Genomic DNA, 23097 nt, shown 5'->3' with positions numbered 1-23097 from the left:
GCGTGGTGGGTGTCAAGGGTGTTATGTGCGTGTAATACACAGAGCGTCTGGGAGTGCGCTTCGCCGCGCTATTTTCCCTGTTTTCCCGGAAACGCGCTTCAATCCGCAACTTTCTTGCGCGGTGGCGCGGAGGAGGGCGGCGCGCCGTTGAGCGCGGCCATGGCCAGGCGAAAATCGAGGCGATGATGTGTGCCGACCTGCTTGCCCTTATAGTAGCGTGGCGTGGTGATGCCGACAGTGGCGCGTTCCAGCGCTCTATCGAAGGCGTCGGCATAGCCGATCGCGAGCGCGAGATCCCAGGCGGCAGCGAAGCTCTCTGCACCGGGGCGATCGCGGAGTTGATAGGCCGAGCGCTTGGTCATTCCGACGGCCTGGGCGGCGTGGAGCACGGAGCCCATCGCCGCGAGCGCAGTGACGAAATCGCGCTGGCGGCGCTCGGTCCATCCATCGGCGCGGCGCCGTTCGAAGGGAACGGGCGTGAAGGCCAGGGCGCCAGGCTCCTCGGCTTCGGGCGGATCGGGGATGGGGAATATGGGCATCCACCAGGGTAGATCAGGTGAAATCCTACATTGGAAGGGGCTCAGAGCGCCTCGACCGGCACGCCGAGCTGGAGCGCGGCGTCGGCCATCTGGGTGTCGAAGGTGACGAGGCGCAGGCCACCGCTTTCGGCAATGGCTATATGGAGCGCATCTCCGGCGCGCAGGCCCAGATCGGGCCGATCGAGAAAGCGCGTGGCGGTTTCGAAATGTTCGGGAATGACGGCGATATCGGCGAGGCTGGCATCCCGAAGTCGGCGCCAGTTGTTCCAGGCGACGACCCGGTCTTCCATCGAATAGGCGCCGGTGCGTACCTTGATTGAAAGCGCGCTGGCGACTTCGGTACCGGTCCAGCCGCTGCACAGGATCGGATCGACGGCATGCTCGTCGAGCCATTGCCACATCGCCTCGCTATGCACTTCTTGCGCTATCGCGGCGACGGCGGCGGAAGCGTCGAGGTAGAACATCAATACCCGCTGTCGCGCATCTTGCGGATCACCTCGGCGCCACTCTCATGCTGATAGGGGACCTTGCTGGCAGCAACCCGCAGCGCCGCGACATCGACTGGCTTCTTCTCGGGCAGGGGAGGGATAAGCCGCGCAGCAGGCTTGCCGCGCCGGACGATCTCGATGCTCTCGCCCGCCTCGACCCGATCCACGATCTCGCTGAGGTGCGCCTTGGCGTCGGCTAGGTTGATGCGTTCCATGGCGGCAAGGGCTCCTGACTAGGTTGGTGACTATATCAGTGGTAGCGCTCGCTTGGAAGCAGGTTGGATCACGAACCCAACCAAGCCATAATGCTCTCTATGGCGCGCCGAGCAACCTGAAAGAGTTGCGGAGCAGCAGACAAACCGGCAGTCACGATGCCAGCAAATGCAGCCATGGTTGCTCCAGGAATCTCCTTGGAGAATGGCTTCTTCTGTCGTTCAGGGTCTAGATAAACTCTATTATATGGAAGCAAGCTATGTGACTTGGCGATTCCAAAAATAATCACCATTCCAATCGCAAAAACGATAATTCTTTCAATAAGTGGTCTATCGGGCATCCATATAATTATGGCAATTAATATGAATGAATTTACATTAAGGCCATGCTTTCTCAGAATTCCGGTAAATCTGCTAGAAAACTGATTGACGTACTTATTAAGTCTGAGAGCCGCTGCTTCGGTCCAAAGCTCATCAGTGGAGCTAACCGAAATAAGACTCGATCCGTCGTCATTGAGTATCACATTTGCAATTTTCTTTAGTGGGGCCGAAGTTACCTCGGCGGTAGATATGGTCATTGAGCGAACTACATCTACGTAGTCCCTTCGTGCCAAAAATTGCGCGGCTTGCTCGATGGCAATCTGCTCGTTCTCAACGGCTCGTATTGTCGTTATATTTGGAGCTGGAACAAGTGTCTCGAGCTCGGCAATGAGCCGGTCCAAATCTGCTCGGTAGAGCGTTATCGCTCCAAGCGGTATTTCACGGTTCCGGAGTCGATCCAGAGCGGTTGCTGGTGGAGCATTTGAAACATCGCTTTTCTCGCGATTTAGTTCGAAGATCCCTTCGGCTCCGGACAAAAATCGCCAGACGCCTTTGATCTGGTCTTCAGTTTCCTGCTCGACGATAGCGGTGCCAAAAGGAGCTTTGGTATCTTCTAGGGATAGTAAAACGTTAGAAGACTCAGTCTCTTTTGATAAAATCAGCCTTAAGTCTCCGCCGCCTGTGAATCCCAACGCGAGAATGGCCTGATCACCACCGCTCGAACTAAGAAACAAAGTGGCCGTACGAGATCCTCTGAGATAGCCGACCCAGCGCTGATTCGTATTCTCCATTCGCCCTCCCCCCGATATTTCTCACCCCACCGTAACAAAACTATCCATCACCCGCTTCCGCCCGGCCTGTTCGAAGTCGATCTCGAGCTTGTTCCCTTCGATCTCGGCGATCACGCCATAGCCGAACTTCTGGTGGAACACGCGCATCCCCGGCGACAGGTCGTCGCGCGGCTTGGCGCCGAAGCTCACCGCCGAGGCGCGGCTTTCCACCACGCGGGCCGGCTCGCGGCTGAAGGTGCGCGCCGTGAACCCGCCGCCCGGATTCTTCAGGTCCACGCCCCCCGAAACCCCGGCGGCACGCTGCCAGCCCGGGCCTCGCCCGGTCCCCCGCGACACATCGGCGAAAGGATCGCTGCGCTCGCTCCAGTTCGCCTGCCATAGCGATGCCCCGCCGGTCATCGTGCTCTCGCTCTCGACATGCGCCTCGGGCAGCTCGGCGACGAAGCGGCTCGGGATGCTCGAGTTCCACTGGCCATAGATGCGGCGATTGGCGGCGTGGAGGATGGTCGCGCGGCGCCGGGCGCGGGTGATCGCGACATAGGCCAGGCGGCGCTCCTCCTCGAGCGAGGCCAGCCCGCCCTCGTCCAGCGCCCGCTGCGAGGGGAAGATGCCTTCCTCCCAGCCCGCCAGGAACACGGTGTCGAACTCCAGCCCCTTGGCGGCATGGATCGTCATGATCGTCACCTTGGGCTCGTCGCGCTGCCCCTCATTGTCCATGACGAGGCTGACATGCTCGAGGAACGCGCCGAGCGTCTCATATTCCTCCATCGCGCGGACGAGCTCGTTGAGGTTTTCCAGGCGCCCGGCGGCCTCGGCGGTGCGGTCGGCCTGCCACATCGCGGTATAGCCGCTCTCGTCGAGGATGATGCGGGCAAGGTCCGGGTGCTGGAGGTCGTTGCCCATGCCGCGCCAGCGCGCCATGTCGCCGACCAGGTTGCCGAGCGCGCGGCGGGCCTGGGGCGTCAGCTCGTCGGTGTCGAGGATACGCGCCGCCGCCACGGTGAGCGGGATACCCTCCGCCCGCGCATATTGGTGGACCTTCGCCAGCGCCTTGTCGCCCAGGCCGCGCTTGGGGACGTTGACGATGCGCTCGAAGGCGAGGTCGTCCGCCGGCTGCGCCACGACGCGGAGATAGGCGAGCGCGTCGCGGATCTCCTGGCGCTCGTAGAAGCGGAAGCCGCCGATGATGCGATAGGGCAGGCCGATCGCGATGAACCGGTCCTCGAACTCGCGCGTCTGGTGCTGGGCGCGGACGAGGATCGCCATGTCGTCCAGGCTCATGCCGCCGCGCTGGGCGCCCTCGATCTCCTCGCCGACGCGGCGCGCCTCCTCGGGCCCGTCCCACACGCCGAGCACCTTGACCTTCTCGCCCTCGGCCTTGTCGGTCCACAAGGTCTTGCCGAGGCGGCCGCTATTGTTGGCGATCACGCCCGAGGCGGCGGCGAGGATGTGCGGCGTCGAGCGGTAATTCTGCTCGAGCCGGATCACCTTGGCGCCGGGGAAGTCCTTCTCGAACTTGAGGATGTTCTCCACCAGCGCGCCGCGCCAGCTGTAGATCGACTGATCGTCGTCGCCGACGCAGCAGATGTTCTTGCGCTCCTGGGCGAGCAGGCGGAGCCAGAGATACTGGACGGCGTTGGTGTCCTGATATTCGTCGACCAGGATGTAGCGGAAGCGCTGCTGATAGCTCTCCAGCACGTCGCGGTGCGTCTTGAGGATCACCAGCATGTGGAGGAGCAGGTCGCCGAAATCGCAGGCGTTCAGCGCCTTCAGCCGCTCCTGGTAGAGATGGTAGAGCGCGGCGCCGCGGCCGTTCGCATAGCGCTCGGACTCGCCCGCGCCGATCTCGGCGGGGGTCAGGCCCTTGTTCTTCCATTCGTCGATCAGCCCGGCGAGCTGGCGGGCGGGCCAGCGCTTCTCGTCGAGATCGGCGGCGAGGATCAGCTGCTTGATCAGGCGGAGCTGGTCGTCGGTGTCGAGGATGGTGAAGTTGCTCTGCAGCCCCACCAGCTCGGCATGGCGGCGCAGCATCTTGGCGCCGATCGCGTGAAAGGTGCCGAGCCAGGGCATGCCCTCCACCGCGGCACCGACCAGGCGGCCGACGCGCTCCTTCATCTCGCGCGCTGCCTTGTTGGTGAAGGTCACCGCCAGGATCTCGCTGGGATAGGCGCGGCGCGTCCATAGCAGATGGGCGAGGCGGGCGGTGAGCGCCGCGGTCTTGCCCGTGCCCGCGCCGGCCAGGACGAGCACCGGCCCCTCGGCCGTCAGCACCGCCTCGCGCTGGGGCGGGTTCAGGCCCTGGAGATAGGGGGCATTGGCATCGGTCTCGACGGGCAGGGTCATCCGCGAACAGGTAGGGAACGCGGGCAGGCGAGGCAATGGTGGATTGCCAGCGGCGCGCGATCCTGTGATCGTCGCCTCCGAACCGATCAGCGGAGAGACGGATGGACAGGAAGTTGCTCGAGGAGCGGATCGCGCTGCTCAAGCGGGAACATGTCGCGGGCGAAGAGCGGCTGAAGACGCTCGACTCGCAGCTCGCCGAGCTGAAGCGGACGCAGTTGCGCATCGCCGGGGCGATCCAGGTGCTCGAGGAGCTGATGCAGGAGCAGGGCTGAGCCTGGAAACAATATAGCTGGCATTGGAAATATTTCAGCAATATTATCCCCATGTCGCCGGGAGGATTCGGCGACGGCAATGCCTGTCGTGGGGGCTTGGCATGGGGATGATCGTTCGAACCGGCGCGGCCGGACTGGCGGTGGGGATGCTCCTTGCCGCGATGCCGGCAGGGGCGCAGACCGTCGCCGCGGCCCAGGCCGCCTATCTGGTGCTGCAGCCCGAGATCCGCGTGAAGACCGAGGAACGGGCATCGGGCCTGTGGCTGCGCACTTCGGCGACCGTGCGCGGCAGCAACGAGAGCTGGCGGGCCGACGAGACGCGCTCCACCTACGGCTTCTCGCTCCAGAAGGAAGTGGTCGGGCATGCCTGGCTGGGCCTCAGCGCCTATGCCCAGGCGCCGCGTTTCGATGCCGATCGCGGCGTGGTGCGCGACGCGCGGCACTATGCCGGGGCGCGGCTGAGCTTCGAGGCGTCGGACCATGTCGAGCTGGGCTTCGCCTGGCTGCGGCGGCTGCGCGGGCGCGGGTTCATGAGCCTGCCCGGCGGCAATCGCGGCATCAAGCCCGGGCCCAAGGCCTATATGCAGGTCCATTTCTGACGGCGTTTTCCGCCGTTCGACAATAGGCAGCAAAGCGATGGGACGGTGGGCGCGACTACACCCAACCGTCCCTCGATGGAGTTCTAGACGGAAACCTCACGGGCATGGAGCGCGTCGGCCCGAGCAAAACGGGTTGGCCCAGGCGGAGGGGGTGGAGGAGGATTGTCCGTGCCGCCCTCTTCGGGGTTGCCGACCTCGTCGCAATTATGCTCACCCGTCGGCGGCGGGCCATCCGGACTGAGTTCCGGCAGGCACTCCGGAAGTGTTTGCGCCATGGCACTGGAGGAGGGAAGCATCGCCGAACCCATGAGGGCAAGCGTCGCACAGGCGGCGAGCAATGAAAGTTCCTTCATTCTTGTCTCCTTGTCAGCATTTGGCGATCAATTTCTTCGACATGGCTTCGATTCTTGTCAAATCGATCAGCAACCTGAACGGTGCAACTTGCCGGTGTCGGCCTGGCTCGCCCATCGCTTCGCTTGCAGCGCCGGAACCACGCCTCGCCAGCAGGCCGAGCGGGCGCGGCGATCGCGGAATCCAGGCACGCGCCAAAGCCCGCTAGTTGCGTTTTAAATGCTGCCGATGCCTCGATCCTTCGCCATGTCATGCGTTTGTCATATGGCTGTCACACCCTCCGGCCAGAGGCGCGCATATCATGGCATCACTCGCTCTGGACCAAGCCCAGCCGGTCGACGAACCGCAGCCGGGCCCTCGATTCGACTATAAGACCCATCCCCTGGCCAAGCTGCTCTTCGCGGCGATCCTGGTGGGCGGGCTGGCCTTTGCCGGCTGGAGCGTGCTGACCGACACGCGCGGCGTGGGGGAGGAGCTCGCCACCGGCGTGTTCCTGTTCCTCGCGCTGGCGCTGCTGATCGCGCTCGGCTTCGAGTTCGTGAACGGCTTCCACGATACCGCCAACGCCGTGGCGACGGTGATCTACACCAATTCGATGCCCGCCCATTTCGCGGTGATCTGGTCGGGCTTCTGGAACTTCCTGGGCGTGATGCTGTCGAGCGGCGCGGTCGCCTATTCGATCATCACGCTGCTGCCGGTGGACCTGATCCTCAACGTGGGCTCGGCATCGGGCTTCGCGATGATCTTCGCGCTGCTGCTCGCGGCGGTGCTGTGGAATCTCGGCACCTGGTATGTCGGCCTGCCCAATTCCTCGTCGCACACGCTGATCGGCTCGGTGCTGGGCGTGGGCCTCGCCAACCAGCTGATCCAGGCCGGCTCGCGCGGCGGCACCGCCGGCGTCGACTGGAGCCAGGCGCAGAAAGTGCTCACCGGCCTGTGGATGGCGCCGCTGATCGGCTTCTTCGCGGCCGTGCTGCTGCTGTTCGTGATGCGCGCGGTGCTGCGCAACCCGAAGCTCTACACTTCGCCGATGCCGCACACCGCGCCGCCGCTCGGCATCCGCAGCGCGCTGATCTTCACCTGTACCGCGGTCTCGTTCAGCCATGGCTCGAACGACGGGCAGAAGGGCATGGGCCTGATCATGCTGATCCTGATCGGCTGCGCCCCGACCGCCTATGCGCTCAACCGCACCCTGCCGACGAGCGCGACTCCGGCCTTCGTCCAGACCGCCAACACCGCTTCGGCCGCGTTCGACGCGCATAGCCGCGGGCTGCCCGACATGGCGCCGGCCCAGGCCCGCGCCGTGCTCACCACCGCGCTCCAGCAGCGCAAGGCGGAGAGCCCGCAGGTGTTCGCCGCGCTCGAGAGCCTTTCGAAGGACCTTACCGCCCGCGTCCAGGGCTTCGGCTCGCTGAGCAAGGTGCCGGCGGAAGCCACCGGCAATGTCCGCAACGACATGTATCTGGTGCTCGACACGACCAAACTCGCCACCAAGAAGCCCGATGGCTATCAGCCCGCCGAGCTCAAGGCGCTGGCCGATTATCAGAAGAGCCTGGAGGCGGGCACGCGCTTCATCCCGCTCTGGGTGAAGATCGTCGTTGCGCTGGCGCTCGGTCTCGGCACCATGATCGGGTGGAAGCGAATCGTCGTCACCGTCGGCGAGAAGATCGGCAAGCAGCACATGACCTATGCCATGGGCGCGTCGGCCGAGCTGGTGGCGGCGGGCACCATCCTGGCGGCCGATCGCTTCGGCCTGCCGGTGTCGACCACGCACATCCTGTCCTCCGGCGTGGCGGGTGCCTCGGTCGCGAGCGGCGCGGGCCTGCAGGCGCGCACGGTGCGCAACCTGGCGCTGGCCTGGCTGCTCACCCTGCCGGCGGCGATGCTGCTCTCGGGCGGGCTTTACTGGCTGATGCTCAGCGCGGTGCGGACGCTGGGGCTCTGAGCCCGACCGCCACGAACTTCTGCACGCGCTGGCCGGCGATATCGACGATGTAGAGATTGCCGGCGCGGTCGGCGGCGATGTCATGGGCGATCCAGAACTGGCCGTCCTGGTTGCCCATACGGCCGAAATGCGCGATCTCGCGGCCGTCGAGGCCAGCGATCGTCACGCCGTCATGATCGGGCACCTTGTCCGGGTTGGCGCCGCCGTCGAGGATGGCGATGCGATTGCCCGGCAGCAGCGCCAGGCCGAACGGGCGACCGATCGCGGGCGATTTCCACTGGGCGAGATAGCGGCCCTTCGCGTCGAACAGCTGGACCCGGTCGTTCGCCCGATCGGCGACATAGACGCGGTGCCCGGCATCGATCGCGAGCGCGTGGGGGATGTCGAACTGGCCCGGGCCGGTGCCGCGGCTGCCCCATTGGAAGAGCAGCTTCCCGTCGGCGGCGAACTTCATCACCCGCGAATTGCCATAGCCATCGGCCACGTAGAAGCTGCCATCGGCGAGCGGCGCGACATCGGTGGGCCGGTCGAAATGCCTGGCGTCGGCGCCCGCGACGCCATGTTCGCCAAGCGCGAGGAGCAGCTTGCCGCCGGGAGTGAACTCGAAGACCTGGTTCGATCCGGTATCGGTGATCCAGACATGGCCGTCCGGCGCGATGCTGATGCCGTGCGGAACCACGAACAGCCCCGCACCCCATTCGCGCAGCAGCTTGCCGGAGGCGGCGTCGAACACCTCGACCACAGGCTCCTTCACCGTCGCTAGCCCCTTGGCATCGGTGCCGCGATTGCCGCGGTGAAGGACGAACACTTCGCCCTTGCCGTTCACCGCCACGCCCGAGCAGGGGCCAAGCACGCGGCCCGGGGGAAGGATCGGCCAGCCATGGACGACGGCGTAGCGCGGCGCGGGGGTGGTGGCGGCGGCGGTGACGGCCAGGAGCAGTGGGGCGAGGACCGCCAATCTGGTGCCGTGCATGCCGTCCTCCCGTTCCTTCCGGGAGCCTAGCCTCATCCACCATGCCGACGAAAGCGGGGATCTTGGGCGGTGGCGCGGGAGGGGAGGCGTGCGGGACCCCATCCCAGGACAGGCCTTGTCCCCTTGCGCAAGACAAGGCGTCCCCAAGGATCCTCGCCCTCGCGGGAATGACGGAGGGGTGCGCGGGAATGACGGAGGGGTGTTCCGGTGGGATATGTGCCCGCAAGGCCGGGGTGGACGGCGCCATCGCCGCTCTCTCGCCCCCGGGGGGATGCCGATTGGGCCTAAAGCCGCTTCAGGCCCAGCTCGAACAGATGGGTGGCCAGCTCGATGCTGAACTTGAAGCCCTGGCCATCGGCGCGCAGATCGGCCTTGAGGTGATCGATCGGGTTCCAGAACGCCACGACGAATCCCGCGATCGCCGCGAACAGCACGGCATAGGCCAGCCGTCTTCCCGCCGATTCGCGCATCGTCCGTCTCCCTGGTCCGGCCGCTGAGGTGGCGCACCGGTACGCTGGCGAAACTGTCCTGCGGATGAACGGGCTTTTCCTTTGCGCCGGATCGATCCAAGGAGGGGACAAAAGGGGAGAGGGCATGACCAAAGCCGCCGCATCGCACCGCCGCATCCTGTTCGCCAGCCTGGTCGGCACCTCGGTCGAATTCTATGATTTCTACATCTACGCCACGGCGGCGGCGATCGTCTTCCCCGACCTGTTCTTTCCCGCCAGCGAGCCCTGGATCCGCCAGCTCGCCAGCTATGCCAGCTTCTCCGTCGCCTTTTTCGCCCGGCCGCTGGGCGGGCTGGTGTTCGGCCATTTCGGCGACCGGATGGGGCGCAAGTCCACCCTGGTCGCCTCGCTGATGCTGATGGGCGTCTCGACGGTGCTGATCGGCTTCCTGCCCGGCTATGCGATGCTCGGCTGGGCCGCCCCGCTGCTGCTCTGCCTGCTTCGCTTCGGCCAGGGGCTGGGGCTGGGCGGCGAATGGGGCGGGGCGAGCCTGCTCGCGGTGGAGAACGCGCCGCCGGGCTGGGCCAATCGCTATGGCAGCTTCCCGCCGATGGGCGCGCCGGTGGGGTTCGTCTTCGCCAATGGCTTCTTCCTGATCCTGGGCGCGGTGATGGACGACGCGCAGTTCCGCGAATGGGGCTGGCGCCTGCCGTTCCTCGCCAGCGCGGTACTGGTGTTCCTGGGGCTCTGGGTGCGTCTGAAGATCACCGAGACGCCCGAGTTCGTCGCCGCGACCGAGAAGGAAGCGCCCCCCGCCGTGCCGATCGGCGAGCTGTTCCGCACCAGTGCGCTCGCCACCTTCGCCGGCACCATGGGCACGATCGCCTGCTTCGCGCTGTTCTATATCTCGACCGTGTTCATCATCGGCTATGGCACCAAAACGCTGGGCTATGACCGCGAAACCTTCCTGGCAGTGGAGCTGCTCGCGATCCTGTTCATGGCCGGGGGCATCGTCACGGCGGGCATCAGCGCGGACAAGCGCACCGCCAATGCCGTGCTGATGTTCGGCTGCGTCTTCACCATCCCCGTCGGCATGGCGATGGCATGGCTGCTGGTGCCCGGATCGCTGGCGAGCGTGGCGGCGTGGCTCGCCTTCGCGCTGTTCGTGATGGGCTTCGTCTATGGCCCGCTCGGCGGCTGGCTGCCCAGCCTGTTCCCGGCGCGGGTGCGCTATACCGGCGTCTCCGTCACCTTCAACCTGGGCGGTATCCTGGGCGGCGGGCTCACGCCGCTGATCGCCGAGGCGCTGGTGAAGCAGGGTGGGCTGGCCTGGGTCGGTTACTATCTTGCCGGGGCGGGATTGCTGAGCCTGTCGGGACTGATACTCGTAAGGGGCAAGTAACCGCCCTGTCATCTTCGATCCATAATGGTCGCCCCGAACCGGGGGATTTCAAAGATGATCGACAGGCGCGGACTTATCGGCGGCGGCGTGACGCTGGCGGCGATGGCGGGGCTGATCGGGCGCGCCCGGGCCGCGGGCGAGCCGGTGGTCAACCGCATCCGCCTGGAAAACGATCGTGTCTGGATCGCCGCGAAGATCCGCGACACCGGCCCGCATCTCTTCGTGATCGATACCGGCGGCGCGCTCAGCATGATCAACGAGAAGTTCGCCGACAAGATCGGCATGAAGGTGATCAATCGGCGGGTGATGGGGGGTGTCGGCGGCAGCCGCGCGTCCGCCTGGTACGATGCTGGAACAGTCACGCTCGAGAGCGGTGTCAGCTTTCCGCACATGCTCTTTGTCGGCACGCATATCTTCGGCACAAAGGCCATGGGTGCCTTTGGGGTCGGCATGTTCAACACCTATGACAGCGACCTCGATTTCGTGAAGGGTGAATGGCGCCTCTACAGGGACGGCCGGCCGGACTTTGACGGATTCACCAAATTGCCCACCCGCTTCTTCGACCTGCCCGATAGCGGCCAATGGATATTGGCCCGGGCCACCATCGACGGCGTACCGGGCGAATTCATCGTCGACACCGGCGCGCCCGGCACGCTGTTGCTGGGCGGAAAGATGGCCGCGCGGTCCGGCCTGTGGGATGCCGGCAAGCCCTATGTGCCGATCCAGTCGCGCGGCATCGGCACCAAGGCGGTGCCGAGCCGGCTGGTGCGCGGCCAGCGCCTGGCCATCGGCGCGTTCGATTTCGAGCGGCCGCTCGTCGACATTTGCGATCCGAGCGCGCCATGGATCGACACGGACGGCCTGATCGGCCTGGCGGCGCTTTCCCGCCTGCATCTGACGACCCAGGTGTCCGAGCACAAGCTTTGGGCAGCCTGGAACGGCAAGCCATCGCCCGAACCGGCCTATTATGGTTCGGGGCTATGGCTTGACGACAAGGCCGGCAAGGTGACGGTAGCCGATGTCGGCACCGGCAGCCCGGCGGCGGCGGCCGGCATCAAGCGCGGCGACCTTCTCCAGGGCAGCTTCAAGGAACTGCTGCGCGCGATCACTCGGCCCATGGGCAGCGAAATTCCGCTCAGCGTGGAGAGCGGCGGCGTCAAGCGCGATGTGCGGCTGACGCTTTCTGCCTATCTCTAGGTTGAGAACCCAGACAAGTATCTGATTTCCGCCGTCATCCCGGCCTTGCGCCGGGATCCCGCCGCTTCCTGCGCTGTCGAGATAGCGGGACCCCGGCGCAAGGCCGGGGTGACGAAGCAAGAATATGAGTCCTCAACCTGGGGTCAAAACCCGATCAAGGCTTTGATTTATTTCGTCATCCTCGCGCAGGCGGGGATCCGGGGCCACAGGCGGGTTGCGGGCAGTCGAGTCTCGTGCGCTCCGGAAGGGGGCTCACCTGGCCGCATCCTTGTCCTGCGCTACCCTGGATCCCTGCCTGCGCGGGGAGGACGGGCTTTGCTGATCGAGTCGTGGTCCTAGGCCGCTGCCCGCAGCAGCGTGAGCCGCGCCTTGCCGTGCACGCGGCTGACGTCCGCGACGAAGCCCGCCACATCGGGCACTTCGTCGCGTGAAGTCTCGATGCTGATCCAGGTGCCCGGACCCGCCCAGCCGAGCCGCCCGAGCTTGTCGAGCGCGACGCTGCCGGCGCCGGTGCCATAGGGCGGATCCATCAGGATCAGGTCGAGCGGCGCGCGGGCGGGGCCGAGCGAGAGCACCGAACCGGCGCGCACTTCCGCCGCCCGCGCGCCCAGCTTGGCGATGTTGGCGCGCAGCGCGTCGAGCGCGGCGCGGTCTTGCTCGACGAACAGGCAGGAGGCCGCGCCGCGCGACAGCGCCTCGAGCCCCAGCGCGCCGGAGCCGGCGAACAGATCGGCCACCGCCAGTTCCTCGAAGCTGCCGAGGCGGCTGGCGAGCATCGAGAACAGCGCCTCGCGCGTGCGATCCGCGGTGGGGCGGGTGGCGTCCCCCTTGGGCGCGACGAGCGGACGGCCGCGCCATTCTCCGGCGACGATCCTCATTTGCGCGTCCTTGGCGGGCGGGCCGGCTTGCCGCCGCCGGGCCTTGCCCGACCGCCGGCGGGGGCGGGGCGGCCCGCACCCTTGCCGGAGCCGCGCGGACCCTTGGGCCGATCGACGAAATCGCCGGGACGCGGCTCCTGCGTCTCGCGATGGGCGCGGGCGCGGGCGGCGCGGGCGGGCTTGGCGACGCCGTCCTCGCGCGGCTTGCGAAGGCCGGGCTTGCCGGGCGGGCGGGGCCTGTCGGCCATGGCCCGGTCTCTGCCTCCGTCTCTGGTCCCGTCTCTAGCCTCGTCCCTGGCGCCGGGGGTGACCCGCGCCGTGAAGACCGGCTTCTTCGCCTCGGGCTTCGCGAGCTTGCGGCGCCCCTCGGGCTCACGGCCGCCCGGCACGGGCACCGGCTTGGGTCGTGGTGCCGGATCGACCGCGCGGGAGCGGACGGCGAACTGCAGGTTCGACGCGGCCTTGCCGCCGCCCGGCCTGGCCAGGATGGTGCGGAAAGTAACCAGGTCGTGCTGGCGGATCTCGTCGACATCGCCCGCGGGCATGTCGCCCAGCCAGAAGGGGCCGTAGCGGGTGCGGATCAGCCGGTTCACCTCGAGCCCCAGATATTCGAGCACGCGGCGCACTTCGCGGTTCTTGCCTTCGGTCAGGGTCAGCTCGATCCACACATTGGCGCCGGTGCGCCGCTCGATATTGGCGTTGATCGGGCCGTAGCGCACGCCCTCGATCTCGACGCCGAGCATCAGCGATTCGAGCTGCGCCTGGGTGACGTTGCCATAGGCGCGGGCGCGGTAGCTGCGCTCCACCCCGGTGGCGGGCAGTTCGAGCGCGCGTTTCAGCTCGCCATCGGTGGTGAGCAGCAACAGGCCCTCGGTGCTGAGGTCGAGCCGGCCGACGGGCATCACCCGCGGCAGCCCCTCGGGCATGTGGTCATAGATGGTCGGGCGGCCCTTGGGGTCGCGCTCGGTGGTGAGCAGGCCGGCAGGCTTGTGGTAGCGAAACAGGCGCGCGGGCGCGGGCGCGGCGACCGGCTTGCCGTCGACCGTCACGCCGCGCAGCGAGGGGAGCAGCGTCGCGGGCGTATCGAGCACTTTGCCGTCGAGCGCGATTCGCCCGTCCGCGATCATGCGCTCCACGTCGCGACGCGACGCGATTCCGGCACGGGCCAGCAGCTTGGCGATGCGCTGCGCTTCTTTGGTATTGGATGATGACACCCGGGCGATATAGCGATTGTGGCGGTCGCTTCAAAAATTATTGCGCCCTCGAAAGGGATTGGCGCGTTAGCGCCTCGGGTTCAGTGGCTTGGCGGGTTTTCAGGCGAGATGATGTTCGGGCGGAAGAAGCGGCGGATCGAGCGGTTGCTGGTGGTGGAGGACGAGCCGCTGGTGGCGTTCGACACGGAACATTTCCTGACGGGCGAGGGCTTCGCGGTGGCGGCGACGGTGGACACCGTGGCCGAAGCGTTGCGCGTGATCGCCGCCGATACCGGGCTGGACCTGGTGCTGGCCGATGTGAGCCTGGCCGACGGCAGCGGCGTGGAAGTGGCGCGCGCGGCGCAGGGCCGCGGCCTGCCCGTGCTGTTCGTGACCGGGAGCTTTCCCGAGGAAGCGCGCGCGCTGGCGGCGGGGTGCCTCGCCAAGCCCTATCCGCAGCGCGACCTGCTGGCGGCGATCACGGCGATCGAGGCGGTGCTGGAGGGAACCCGGGCGCCCAGGCGGCTGCCGGGCAGCTTCAGCCTGTTCCTGAGCGCGGCCTAGGATCCAATAGCCGTCATCCCCGCGCAGGCGGGGATCCAGGGTAGTTGCGGGATATCGGTACCACCGCGCGAACGCTCTCCGGAAGTGCCAGGAATTCCTTGCGCTTGTGCCGCGCCTGGCCCTGGATCCCCGCCTGCGCGGGGATGACGGAACGGGGTGCACTTGTCTTTACGGGATAGGCGTCAAACGAGTTCAGGGTGGCGAGGGAGGTGCGAAGTCCGCGCCCTTGGCCTGAATGTCGATTGGCCCCAGGCGATCCTAATAGCGCAGCACGATCAGCGCGGCGACGACGACGATCGCCCAGCTCAAGGCGCCGATCCCGAACGCGATCAGCAGCCCGGTGCCACGCGGCTGGCGGGGTTCGTCGCTGGTTTCGAGCAGTTCCTTGGGCGGCAATCGAAGCGACATCGGGCGATCCTCTCGAACTACTTCATAGGTAGGCCGGAGGCTGGGCGCGCGAAATCCTGAGGAATTCCGCTCCGGATTCTACCGGAGCCGGGCGTTCACCGCGTCGTGGAAATGGCGGATGCCGAGTTCGAGGGTGCCCAGCGTCACGCGCTCGATCGCGCCCGAGGCGAGGCCCTGCTGGCCGAGCTCGCAGGCGCGGAAATCCTCCGAGGCGAAGACTCCGCCGTCGAGCAGTTCCCAGCTGCGCTCCCAATGGGCGAGCGCCTTCTCGGTGGCGGGCGGCTCCGGGATCAGCATGAAATCCTCGACCAGCACGCGCCCCTCGGACTGGGGCATCAGCACCATCAGGTTGATATAGTCGGGGCTCACCACCAGCACCGTGCCGGGGAACATCTGATAGGTATAGGTGATCGCGGCGCGCAGCGTCGCCCAGTCGCTGGAGGAAAGCGCGGCGAGCGCGGCCTCGCGCCCCACGGCCGAGCGCTGGTGCGGGCCGATCGTGTCGGCGGTGGAGACGCCGTCCTTGAAGAACGGGGCGATCGTGTCGGCGTGGAGCCGCTGGATGTGATAGCCTTCGAGAAAGGCGTCCATGATCAGCTTCCAGTTCGCCTGCACCGCATGGGTGCGGCGGCGGAACAGGTGCTGGCCGGCCAGGTCGAACGCCTCGAAATCGCGCGCCAGCGTCTCCGCCTCGGCGAAATCGGCTTCCTGCGCGAAGGAGAACCAGATGAGCCCGCCCGCCTCGTGCGTGGGTAGCCGCCTGAGGCCATATTCGCCCTTGTCCAGGCCCGGAAAGGCGTCGGGGCGGGGAAGGCCGATCAGCCGGCCGTCGAGCGCATAGGTCCAGGCATGATAGGGGCAGACCAGCCGCCCGCCCTTCACCGGATCGCAGCCCTCGACCAGCCGCGTGCCGCGATGCCGGCAGACATTGAGGAAGACATGCGCCTGGCCGGCCTTGTCGCGCGCCACCAGCAGCGGCTTGCCGAAGCCGTCATGCGGGATTGCCATATTGGGCTCGGGGAGGAGCGCCGAGGGGGCGATCACCAGCGGGGCACGGGCGAAGATGCTCGCCTGCTCGGCGGCGAAACGCTCGGCGCTGGTATAGACCGAGGCCGCGACGTGCGCGATCTCGCCCTCGCCGCGCGATCCGCCCCGGGCCAGTGCCCCGGCCAGTGCCAGCTGTCCTTCGGTCGGCGCGTTCATGCCATGCTCTCCTCTGGCCTTCCCGATATTTTCGGCTAGTTTCCACCCAACACAGCGAGGGTGCAAGGTGAGCGACAAATTGAAAGGCTGGGCGCTGCTGCGCGCGGCGATGCGTAACCGCAAGACGACGGCGATGCTGGTGCTGGGGTTCGCATCGGGCCTGCCCTTCGTGCTGCTGATCGGCACGCTCAACGCCTGGCTGGGCGAGCTCAAGGTGAGCCTGGCCACGATCGGCGTGCTCTCGTGGATCGGCCTGGCCTATGCCTTCAAGTTCCTGTGGTCGCCGCTGGTCGACCGGGCCCGGCTGCCGCTGATCGGGCAACTGGGCCGGCGCCGCTCCTGGCTGGTGCTCTGCCAGGCCGGGCTGGCGGTGCTGCTCTGCGGGCTGGCGCTCACCGATCCGCTGACTGCGATCGGCAGCTTCGCCGGCCTGGCGGTGATCGCTGCCTTCCTCTCCGCGACCCAGGACGTCGTGATCGACGCCTGGCGGATCGAGATCGCCGACGAATCGGCGACCGTCGACCTGCTCTCGGCGATCTACCAGCTCGGCAACCGGCTGGCGGCGCTGACCGGCGGTGCCCTGGCGCTGATCCTGGCGGCGCGGGTGAGCTGGCCGACCGTCTATATCGGCTTCGGCGTGGTGATGATCGGCGCGCTGGTGATGACGCTGTTCACGCCCGAGGCCGAGCGCAACGCCGCCGACGAGGCTTCGCCGCTGGCCGGCCATTCCGTGCCCGCCGCCGGCCAGCGCGCTGTCGCGCTGGGGATCGTGGCGATCTGCTGGGCCTGGGCGATCTACATGCTCGGCAGCTTCATGATCGCGGCGCTGCGCCCGCCGGTGCCCGGCGTGCCGGCGCCGTCCGCGGGCGCGTTCACACAGGTCTGGGGGCCGTGGATCATCGTCGCGACCGTTATTCTGCCGGCACTCGTCGCGGGCTGGACCAACCGGCTGCCGCGGCATGTCGAAGGCGTGGATCCCGCGCCGAGCGCGCTGCGGGCAGCCGCCAATCACAGCTATCGCGCGCTGATCCTGCCGCTGGCCGAGATCGTCCAGCGGCTGCGCTGGGGAGCGATCCTCGTCCTCGCGCTGATCCTGCTCTACCGGATCGCCGATTCGATCTGGGCGCCCTTCGCCTTCCCCTTCTATCTCGACTTCCTCCACTATACGAACGACGAGGTCGCCTTTGCCTCCAAGGTGTTCGGCGTGGTGATGACGATCCTCGGCGTGGCGGTCGGCGGCGTGATGCTCGCGTCGATCGGCCGGTTACCGACCCTGCTGGTGGGCGGGATCGTCGCGGCCGCATCGAACCTGCTCTATGCCGATCTGGCGCTGGGCGGGCCGGGGATCGACGGGTTCGCGCACCTGCTCATGCTCGATCATGTCGGCATCGATCCGCGCATGATCCGGCTGATGCTGGCGATCTCGGGCGAGAACATCGCGGGCGGCCTCGCGGGCACGGCGTTCATTGCCTATATCTCCTCGATCACTTCGCGCGAATACAGCGCGGTGCAATATGCGCTGCTCTCCTCGATGACCTTCCTGGTCGGCGCGCTCGGCCGCGCCGCGGTGGGCGAGGCGATCGAGAAGCATGGCTATGCCAACATCTTCTACGTGACCGCCGGGCTCGGCATGATCGCGGTGGTGCTGGTGCTGATCGAATGGTGGCGCCCGGCGCCGCTGCCCAAGGGCGAGCCGATCGCCTCGACGCCGGAAGGCGCCGGCGCCTGATGCCCTATCTGCTGATCATCGGGCTGCAGGTGGCGTGCATCGTCCATTTGATGCGGCGCGGCGGCAACCCGATGTGGCTGACCGCGCTGATCTTCCTGCCCGTGCTCAGCGCCATCGCCTATTTCCTGGTCGAGATCCTGCCCGGCCTGGGCCAGAACCGCCATGTGCGTACCGCCCGGGCCAGGGCAGTGGCGGCGCTTGACCCCGAACGCGAGCTGCGCGCCGCGCGCGACGCGCTGGACCTGGCCGACACCGCCGCCAACCGGCTGCGCGTCGCCGATGCGCTGGCCGGGCTCGGCCGGCACGGCGAGGCAGTGCCGCTCTATCGCGAATCGATCCGCATGACCGCGGGCGAGCCCGATATGCGGACCCAGGGCAAGCTTGCCGACGCGCTCTACGAGGCCGGTCAGGGCACGGAGGCGCTGGCGCTGCTCGACGCCGCGCCCGAGCCGCTTGGCCAGAGCGATCGCGATCGCCGGATCCTGTTGCGCGCCAAGCTGCTCGAGCATCTCGGCCGCCCGGAAGCAGCGCTCGCGCTCTATGCCGATGTCGTCACCCGCATGCCCGGCGAGGAGGCGCGCTGCCGCTATGCCGCGCTGCTGATGGCGCAGGGCTGGGACCGCAAGGCGCTGACGGTGCTGGAAGAAGTGGAGAAACGGATGAAGCGCATGGATCGCCAGCAGCGCGCGGCGGAGGCGGACATGTATCGCTGGGCGATGGATGCGCTGGCGGAACTGCGCGCGAAGGGCGCGGCGGCGTGAAGAAGCGCTGGCTGATCGCGCTGCTGGTCCTGATCCTGTTCGCGGCGGGCGGCTGGGTCTGGGGATCGCCCTATTACACGCTGTGGCAGATGAAGCACGCGGCCGAGGCGCGCGACGTGGACGCGCTGGCACGCCATATCGATTTCCCGAAGGTGCGAGAGAGCGTGAAGGCGCAGCTCGCGGCGCGGGCGGGCGGCGAGGGCGGCGGCATGCTGGATGCGCTGGTCCGTGCCGGGATCGCCGATACCGTGGTCGATGCGGCGGTCTCGCCCGAGGGGATGCGCTTCATCTTCGCCGCGGCGCCGCTGGCCGATACCGCGCGCCCGGGCACGATCAAGCTCAAGGCGAACGAGATGCGCTATCGCCGCGTCGCCTTTGGCCGCTTCCTGCTGACCCGCAAGGACGGGGCCGCGCTGGAGTTCCGGCTGCACGGCGCGAACTGGCTGCTGACCGACCTCAGGCTGCCGCCCGACGCGCTTCACTGATCGAGCGCCAGCCCCATATCGGCGAAGCTGTTGGCAAGGGCATGGGCGGTGATCAGCACGCCCGTCGCGTCGCGCACGCCGAGCATGTCGGCGAGCAGCACCGCCGAGACCTGGGGCTGGGTGCGCACCCGGGCGAGGATCTGGAGCAGCGCGGACTCCGCCCCGGTCATCCGCGCGCAGCACCAGGGCGCGATCTGGATCGGCCCGGCCGATAGCGCCGACATCTCCTGCATCAGCGCGCGCAGCAGCACGAGCGGCCGCCGGAAGCTCTTGCCGAACGCCGTGACGAAGGCGTGCGCGGTGCAGGCATCATGGATGCCGTGTGCACCCATCTGGCGGACCCCGAACAGCAGCAGCCGCGCACCGGGATCCTCGGGCTGGAGTTCGGGCAGGGCGGTGAGCGTGGCACTGACGGTCATGAGGACTCCGATCGCTGTGATCGGAAATCTTGCGCATTCGCTATTGATAGTCAATCGCAATAGAGAGGTTTGCGGCGGACGGTTCGCCGCGGGCGGGGCGCGGCCGCGCAAGGGCGCATAGGGCTCGGCTCTGGCTGGGAACTCCTGTTCTCTCTCGTCGCTCCGCCTGCGCGGGGATGACGGGTGGAGTTTCAAGGGCTTGTTTGGGTTCTTACCCTAGAAGGGCACTTCCCCATTCGCCTCGAGCACGGTGCCGGCCAGATAGAGCGAGCCCAGCACCAGCACCACGGGCGCGCCGCCTTCGCGGGCGATGGCGGTGAGTGCGCCGGGGACGTCAGGCGCTGCGGAAGCGTGCGGGACGCCGAGCATCCGTGCCACTTCGGCAAGTCGTGCCGGCATGTGATGCTCATGACCCGGGACCGGCACCGCATGCAGCCCCGTGGCCAGCTTCGCGAAGGGGGCGAGCAGGCCCTGGGCGTCCTTGTTGGCGAGCATGCCAAGCACGAGCTGCACCGGGCGCCCTTGCGCGACCTGGGCGAGCGTGGCGCTCACCGCGGCGGCGGCGCCTTCGTTGTGCCCGCCATCGAGCCACAATTCGCTGCCCATGGGCAGGCGGCGAAGGAGCGGGCCGTCGCCCAGCTGCTGCATGCGCGCGGGCCAGCGGGCGTTGCCGGGAGCTGCGCCAAGCGCCTCGTCGGACACGGCCAGGGCCTGTTGGTGGCGCAGCATCGCGACGGCGAGCGAGAGGTTGGCGGGCTGGTGCGGTCCGGCCAGGGCGGGGAGGGCGGTCTCCACCGCTCCCCGGGCATCGCTATAGTGGAGCCGATCGCCGCGCACTTCGAAGTCCCACGCCGTGCCCTGCGCGAACACCGGCGCGCCGGCGGCCGCGACGATCTCGGCGATGTGAGGGGGATAGCGCATCGTCACCAGCGGCACGCCCGGCTTGGCGATGCCGGCTTTTTCCGCGGCGATCTTCTCCAGCGTGTCGCCCAGGAATGCCTGATGGTCGATGCCGAGCTGGGCGATGCCGGTCACTGCTGGCCGGGCCACGACATTGGTGGCGTCCAGCCGCCCGCCCAGGCCGACCTCGAGGATCAGCGCATCTGCCGGCACCCGGGCAAAGGCGAGGAAGGCGGCGGCGGTGGTCACTTCGAAGAAGCTCGCCCCGATATCGCCGCCGGCATCCAGCACTTCCTCGAGCAGCGGCGCGAGCATGGCGTCTTCGATGAGCGTGCCGGCGAGCCGGATCCGCTCGTTGAAGCGCACGAGATGCGGGCTCGAATAGACATGCGCGCGCAGGCCGGCGGCCTCGATCGCGGCCCGCAGAAAGGCGCAGGTGGAGCCCTTGCCGTTGGTGCCGGCGACATGGAGCACCGGAGGCAGCGCCAGCTGGGGATTGCCGACGCGCTCGAGCAGCCGAGTGATGCGCTCGAGCCCGAGGATATCGGCACCCGGCGAGAGCGCGCCGAGCCGGTCGAGCTGGCGCTGGACGTGCGGGTCGGAGGAGACTGCGTGGTCGGCCATCAATTCCCCTTCCGCTTGCGGGAGGGGTTAGGGGAGGGGCTGTCAGTGGAAGAGGTCAGGCCCTCCCGCGGCCCCTCCCGCAAGCGGGAGGGGAGTTTGCTCACGCCGCCTTCTTCCCCTCGCACAGCAGCCCGATCAGCTGGCCGAGCGTCTCGCGCAGTTCCTTGCGATGGGTGACCATATCGATCAGGCCATGCTCGCGATAATATTCCGAGGTCTGGAAATCGTCGGGCAGCTTCTCGCGGATCGTGTTCTCGATCACGCGGCGGCCGGTAAAGGCCAGCATGGCGCGCGGCTCGGCGATCTGGACGTCGCCCAGCATCGCATAGGCGGCCATCACCCCGCCCGAGGTCGGGTCGGTCAGCACCACGATATAGGGCAGGCCCGCATCATGGAGCATCTCGATCGCCACGGTGGTGCGCGGCATCTGCATCAGCGAGAGGATGCCCTCCTGCATGCGCGCGCCGCCCGATGCGGTGAAGGCGATATAGGGCGCCCGCGCGGCGATCGCCGCCTCGACACCCTGGATGAACGCCTCGCCCACGGCCTGGCCCATCGAGCCGCCCATGAAGGCGAAGTCCTGCACGCCGATCACGGCCCTGCGGCCGAGGATCGTGCCCGAGGCGTTGAGGAACGCGTCCTGCTCGCCGGTGCTGGCCCGCGCCGCCTTGAGGCGCGCCGGATAGGGCTTCTGGTCGCGGAACTTGAGCGGATCCTCCGCCACCCTGGGGCTGGGCAGCACGGTGTAGCTGCCCTCGTCGAACAGATACTGGAAGCGCTCGGCCGGGCCGATGCGATCGTGATGATCGCAATGCGGGCAGACATGCTGGTTCGCCTCCAGCTCCTTCATGAAGGTCATCTGCCCGCATCCCTTGCACTTGTGCCAGAGATTGTCGGGGGTTTCCTTCTTGGGCGTGAAGGCGAGGACGTTGCGGACGCGATCGATCCAGCTCATGCGACTTCTTTCCTTGCGGCTTCCACGGCCGTCTTGAGGGAGCGGATATAGGCGCGGATCTGCTCCGGCGCATCTGCTCCATGTTTTCCAACCAGCTCCACGATCGCCGAGCCGACGACGACGCCATCGGCCACCCGGGCGATCGCCTCCGCCTGTTCGGGCGTGCGGACGCCGAAGCCGACCGCGACGGGCAGGTCGGTAGCGGCCTTCAGGCGCGCGACGGCGTCCTCGATCGAAGCCTGGGCGGCCTGCTGCAACCCGGTGATCCCGGCGACCGAGACATAATAGAGGAACCCGCTCGCGCCTTCGAGCACCGCCGGCAGGCGTGCGGCATCGGTGGTGGGCGTGGCCAGGCGGATCACATCGATGCCGTTGGCGCCGAAGGGCGCGACTTCCGCCGCTTCCTCGGGCGGGATGTCGACGATGATCACGCCGTCCGCGCCTGCCCGGGCCGCCGCCTCGGCAAAGGCCGCGGGGGTGGGGCGGGTCATGGTGTTGGCATAGCCCATCAGCACCAGCGGCACGTCCGGATGGCGCGCGCGGAAGCCGCTGACGATCGCCAGCACGTCGGCGGTGCGCGTGCCCCGGGCGAGCGCGCGCAGGTTCGCCGCCTGGATCGCCGGGCCGTCGGCCATCGGATCGGTGAAGGGCATGCCCAGCTCGATCACATCGGCACCGCCCGCGACGAGCGCGTCCAGGTTGGCGGCCGTGTCGCCGTCGCCGGCGGTGATGAAGGTGACCAGCGCGGCGCGATACTGCGCGCGTGCGGCGGCGAACGCGGCGCCCAGACGATCGCTCATGATTCCTTCTCCGCCATCATGCGCCAACGGGCATGCGCCGTGCCGACGCTGAACAATAATGCCCCACCGATCAGAAGGGCCAGAATGCCGAGAACTGGCAGGCTGCCGAACCATGTGCTGAACCACGAACCGCAGCCATGGGGATCGCAATCAAAACAATAATACGCGCCTCCCGCCTCCGTCACACAAGCCGCGATCCATGCATCCTTCCAGGCAGCCATGAATGGCGTACCCAGGCTCCAGAGAAACAGCAGGAAGGCAATGCCAGCCAGCAAGCCGCCGCGTATCAGGCTCAA

Annotated in this window: 26 protein-coding genes; 9 read left to right on the top strand and 17 right to left on the bottom strand. The window is 67.4% G+C overall.

The window, feature by feature from the left end:
- Positions 1–98 precede the first annotated feature (98 nt).
- The 5 genes from ACIQCS_RS04835 to ACIQCS_RS04815 form a co-directional block, all read right to left on the bottom strand.
- Entirely contained in the window at positions 99–539 is a 441-nt protein-coding gene (locus ACIQCS_RS04835; protein WP_345846810.1) for a hypothetical protein, read from the bottom strand.
- A 41-nt stretch (positions 540–580) separates the two neighbouring features.
- The gene (locus ACIQCS_RS04830; protein WP_345846808.1) at positions 581–1003 is read right to left on the bottom strand and encodes a type II toxin-antitoxin system VapC family toxin; all 423 of its coding nucleotides are present in this window, start codon (positions 1001–1003) and stop codon (positions 581–583) included.
- Complete coding sequence (locus tag ACIQCS_RS04825) at positions 1003–1242, bottom strand: type II toxin-antitoxin system prevent-host-death family antitoxin (RefSeq protein ID WP_345846807.1); 240 nt, start codon at positions 1240–1242, stop codon at positions 1003–1005. Before ACIQCS_RS04825 ends, ACIQCS_RS04830 begins: the two co-directional genes overlap by 1 nt.
- Before the next feature lie 68 nt (positions 1243–1310).
- Positions 1311–2351 (bottom strand): hypothetical protein, encoded by a 1041-nt coding sequence (locus tag ACIQCS_RS04820; protein WP_280281746.1) that lies wholly within the window; start codon positions 2349–2351, stop codon positions 1311–1313.
- Between the two features lie 21 nt (positions 2352–2372).
- Complete coding sequence (locus ACIQCS_RS04815) at positions 2373–4694, bottom strand: UvrD-helicase domain-containing protein (RefSeq protein WP_345846804.1); 2322 nt, start codon at positions 4692–4694, stop codon at positions 2373–2375.
- A gap of 101 nt (positions 4695–4795) precedes the next feature.
- On the opposite strand from ACIQCS_RS04815, the gene ACIQCS_RS04810 reads away from it, so the two are divergent.
- Together ACIQCS_RS04810 and ACIQCS_RS04805 are read left to right on the top strand one after the other, a co-directional pair.
- Positions 4796–4966 (top strand): hypothetical protein, encoded by a 171-nt coding sequence (locus ACIQCS_RS04810; RefSeq protein ID WP_345846802.1) that lies wholly within the window; start codon positions 4796–4798, stop codon positions 4964–4966.
- A 101-nt stretch (positions 4967–5067) separates the two neighbouring features.
- The gene (locus tag ACIQCS_RS04805; RefSeq protein WP_345846800.1) at positions 5068–5565 is read left to right on the top strand and encodes a hypothetical protein; all 498 of its coding nucleotides are present in this window, start codon (positions 5068–5070) and stop codon (positions 5563–5565) included.
- An 83-nt stretch (positions 5566–5648) separates the two neighbouring features.
- Here the strand turns inward: ACIQCS_RS04805 and ACIQCS_RS04800 are convergent, their stop codons facing one another.
- The gene (locus ACIQCS_RS04800; RefSeq protein WP_345846799.1) at positions 5649–5918 is read right to left on the bottom strand and encodes a hypothetical protein; all 270 of its coding nucleotides are present in this window, start codon (positions 5916–5918) and stop codon (positions 5649–5651) included.
- Between the two features lie 299 nt (positions 5919–6217).
- On the opposite strand from ACIQCS_RS04800, the gene ACIQCS_RS04795 reads away from it, so the two are divergent.
- A complete protein-coding gene (locus ACIQCS_RS04795; protein ID WP_345846798.1) occupies positions 6218–7861 on the top strand; it encodes an inorganic phosphate transporter in 1644 nt (547 codons plus the stop codon).
- Here the strand turns inward: ACIQCS_RS04795 and ACIQCS_RS04790 are convergent.
- Together ACIQCS_RS04790 and ACIQCS_RS04785 are read right to left on the bottom strand one after the other, a co-directional pair.
- Positions 7833–8834 carry a peptidyl-alpha-hydroxyglycine alpha-amidating lyase family protein gene (locus ACIQCS_RS04790; RefSeq protein WP_345846796.1) on the bottom strand — a complete coding sequence of 334 codons (1002 nt, stop codon included), beginning with the start codon at positions 8832–8834 and terminating at the stop codon, positions 7833–7835. The two genes, ACIQCS_RS04795 and ACIQCS_RS04790, sit on opposite strands and share 29 nt — an antisense overlap.
- Before the next feature lie 284 nt (positions 8835–9118).
- Positions 9119–9304 (bottom strand): hypothetical protein, encoded by a 186-nt coding sequence (locus ACIQCS_RS04785; protein ID WP_280281739.1) that lies wholly within the window; start codon positions 9302–9304, stop codon positions 9119–9121.
- 124 nt (positions 9305–9428) lie between these two features.
- On the opposite strand from ACIQCS_RS04785, the gene ACIQCS_RS04780 reads away from it, so the two are divergent.
- Both ACIQCS_RS04780 and ACIQCS_RS04775 read left to right on the top strand, forming a co-directional pair.
- Positions 9429–10685: an MFS transporter gene (locus ACIQCS_RS04780; protein ID WP_345846793.1), complete on the top strand. Its 1257-nt coding sequence runs from the start codon at positions 9429–9431 to the stop codon at positions 10683–10685.
- 54 nt (positions 10686–10739) lie between these two features.
- Positions 10740–11882 (top strand): aspartyl protease family protein, encoded by a 1143-nt coding sequence (locus ACIQCS_RS04775; protein ID WP_345846792.1) that lies wholly within the window; start codon positions 10740–10742, stop codon positions 11880–11882.
- 335 nt (positions 11883–12217) lie between these two features.
- On the opposite strand, the gene rsmD is transcribed toward ACIQCS_RS04775, so the two are convergent.
- Entirely contained in the window at positions 12218–12760 is a 543-nt protein-coding gene (gene rsmD / locus ACIQCS_RS04770; protein WP_345846791.1) for a 16S rRNA (guanine(966)-N(2))-methyltransferase RsmD, read from the bottom strand.
- Positions 12757–13974 (bottom strand): pseudouridine synthase, encoded by a 1218-nt coding sequence (locus tag ACIQCS_RS04765; protein WP_345846790.1) that lies wholly within the window; start codon positions 13972–13974, stop codon positions 12757–12759. The genes rsmD and ACIQCS_RS04765 overlap by 4 nt, the downstream gene beginning before the upstream one ends.
- A gap of 108 nt (positions 13975–14082) precedes the next feature.
- On the opposite strand from ACIQCS_RS04765, the gene ACIQCS_RS04760 reads away from it, so the two are divergent.
- Positions 14083–14517, top strand: coding sequence for a response regulator (locus ACIQCS_RS04760; RefSeq protein WP_345846789.1), 435 nt, complete (start codon positions 14083–14085; stop codon positions 14515–14517).
- A 258-nt stretch (positions 14518–14775) separates the two neighbouring features.
- On the opposite strand, the gene ACIQCS_RS04755 is transcribed toward ACIQCS_RS04760, so the two are convergent.
- Complete coding sequence (locus ACIQCS_RS04755; RefSeq protein WP_345846788.1) at positions 14776–14925, bottom strand: hypothetical protein; 150 nt, start codon at positions 14923–14925, stop codon at positions 14776–14778.
- A gap of 78 nt (positions 14926–15003) precedes the next feature.
- Entirely contained in the window at positions 15004–16128 is a 1125-nt protein-coding gene (locus ACIQCS_RS04750; RefSeq protein ID WP_345846787.1) for an aromatic ring-hydroxylating dioxygenase subunit alpha, read from the bottom strand.
- A 67-nt stretch (positions 16129–16195) separates the two neighbouring features.
- Between ACIQCS_RS04750 and ACIQCS_RS04745 the strand changes: the two genes are divergently transcribed.
- The 3 genes from ACIQCS_RS04745 to ACIQCS_RS04735 are packed head-to-tail and all read left to right on the top strand — an operon-like array spanning position 16196 to position 19103.
- The gene (locus ACIQCS_RS04745; RefSeq protein ID WP_345846786.1) at positions 16196–17857 is read left to right on the top strand and encodes an AmpG family muropeptide MFS transporter; all 1662 of its coding nucleotides are present in this window, start codon (positions 16196–16198) and stop codon (positions 17855–17857) included.
- Positions 17857–18618 carry a tetratricopeptide repeat protein gene (locus ACIQCS_RS04740; protein WP_345846784.1) on the top strand — a complete coding sequence of 254 codons (762 nt, stop codon included), beginning with the start codon at positions 17857–17859 and terminating at the stop codon, positions 18616–18618. The genes ACIQCS_RS04745 and ACIQCS_RS04740 overlap by 1 nt, the downstream gene beginning before the upstream one ends.
- On the top strand, positions 18615–19103 hold the full coding sequence (locus ACIQCS_RS04735) for a DUF2939 domain-containing protein (RefSeq protein WP_280281673.1): 489 nt from the start codon (positions 18615–18617) through the stop codon (positions 19101–19103). The genes ACIQCS_RS04740 and ACIQCS_RS04735 overlap by 4 nt, the downstream gene beginning before the upstream one ends.
- Here the strand turns inward: ACIQCS_RS04735 and ACIQCS_RS04730 are convergent.
- The 5 genes from ACIQCS_RS04730 to ACIQCS_RS04710 all read right to left on the bottom strand — a co-directional run bounded on the left by ACIQCS_RS04730 (position 19097) and on the right by ACIQCS_RS04710 (position 23097).
- Positions 19097–19522, bottom strand: coding sequence for a DUF6628 family protein (locus ACIQCS_RS04730; RefSeq protein WP_280281674.1), 426 nt, complete (start codon positions 19520–19522; stop codon positions 19097–19099). The two genes, ACIQCS_RS04735 and ACIQCS_RS04730, sit on opposite strands and share 7 nt — an antisense overlap.
- A gap of 216 nt (positions 19523–19738) precedes the next feature.
- On the bottom strand, positions 19739–21046 hold the full coding sequence (locus ACIQCS_RS04725) for a folylpolyglutamate synthase/dihydrofolate synthase family protein (protein ID WP_345846780.1): 1308 nt from the start codon (positions 21044–21046) through the stop codon (positions 19739–19741).
- Positions 21047–21146: 100 nt separating this feature from the next.
- Complete coding sequence (gene accD / locus ACIQCS_RS04720; protein WP_345846777.1) at positions 21147–22001, bottom strand: acetyl-CoA carboxylase, carboxyltransferase subunit beta; 855 nt, start codon at positions 21999–22001, stop codon at positions 21147–21149.
- Positions 21998–22801, bottom strand: a complete 804-nt coding sequence (trpA, locus tag ACIQCS_RS04715) for a tryptophan synthase subunit alpha (RefSeq protein WP_345846775.1) — start codon at positions 22799–22801, stop codon at positions 21998–22000. The genes accD and trpA overlap by 4 nt, the downstream gene beginning before the upstream one ends.
- Entirely contained in the window at positions 22798–23097 is a 300-nt protein-coding gene (locus ACIQCS_RS04710; RefSeq protein WP_345846773.1) for a hypothetical protein, read from the bottom strand. Before ACIQCS_RS04710 ends, trpA begins: the two co-directional genes overlap by 4 nt.

The sequence above is a fragment of the Sphingomonas sp. NPDC092440 genome (assembly GCF_044754985.1).
In the GTDB taxonomy this organism is placed as follows: Bacteria; Pseudomonadota; Alphaproteobacteria; order Sphingomonadales; family Sphingomonadaceae; genus Sphingomonas.
The sequence above is the reverse complement of the archived record's forward strand: the minus strand, read 5'-3'. Positions and strand labels throughout refer to the sequence as shown.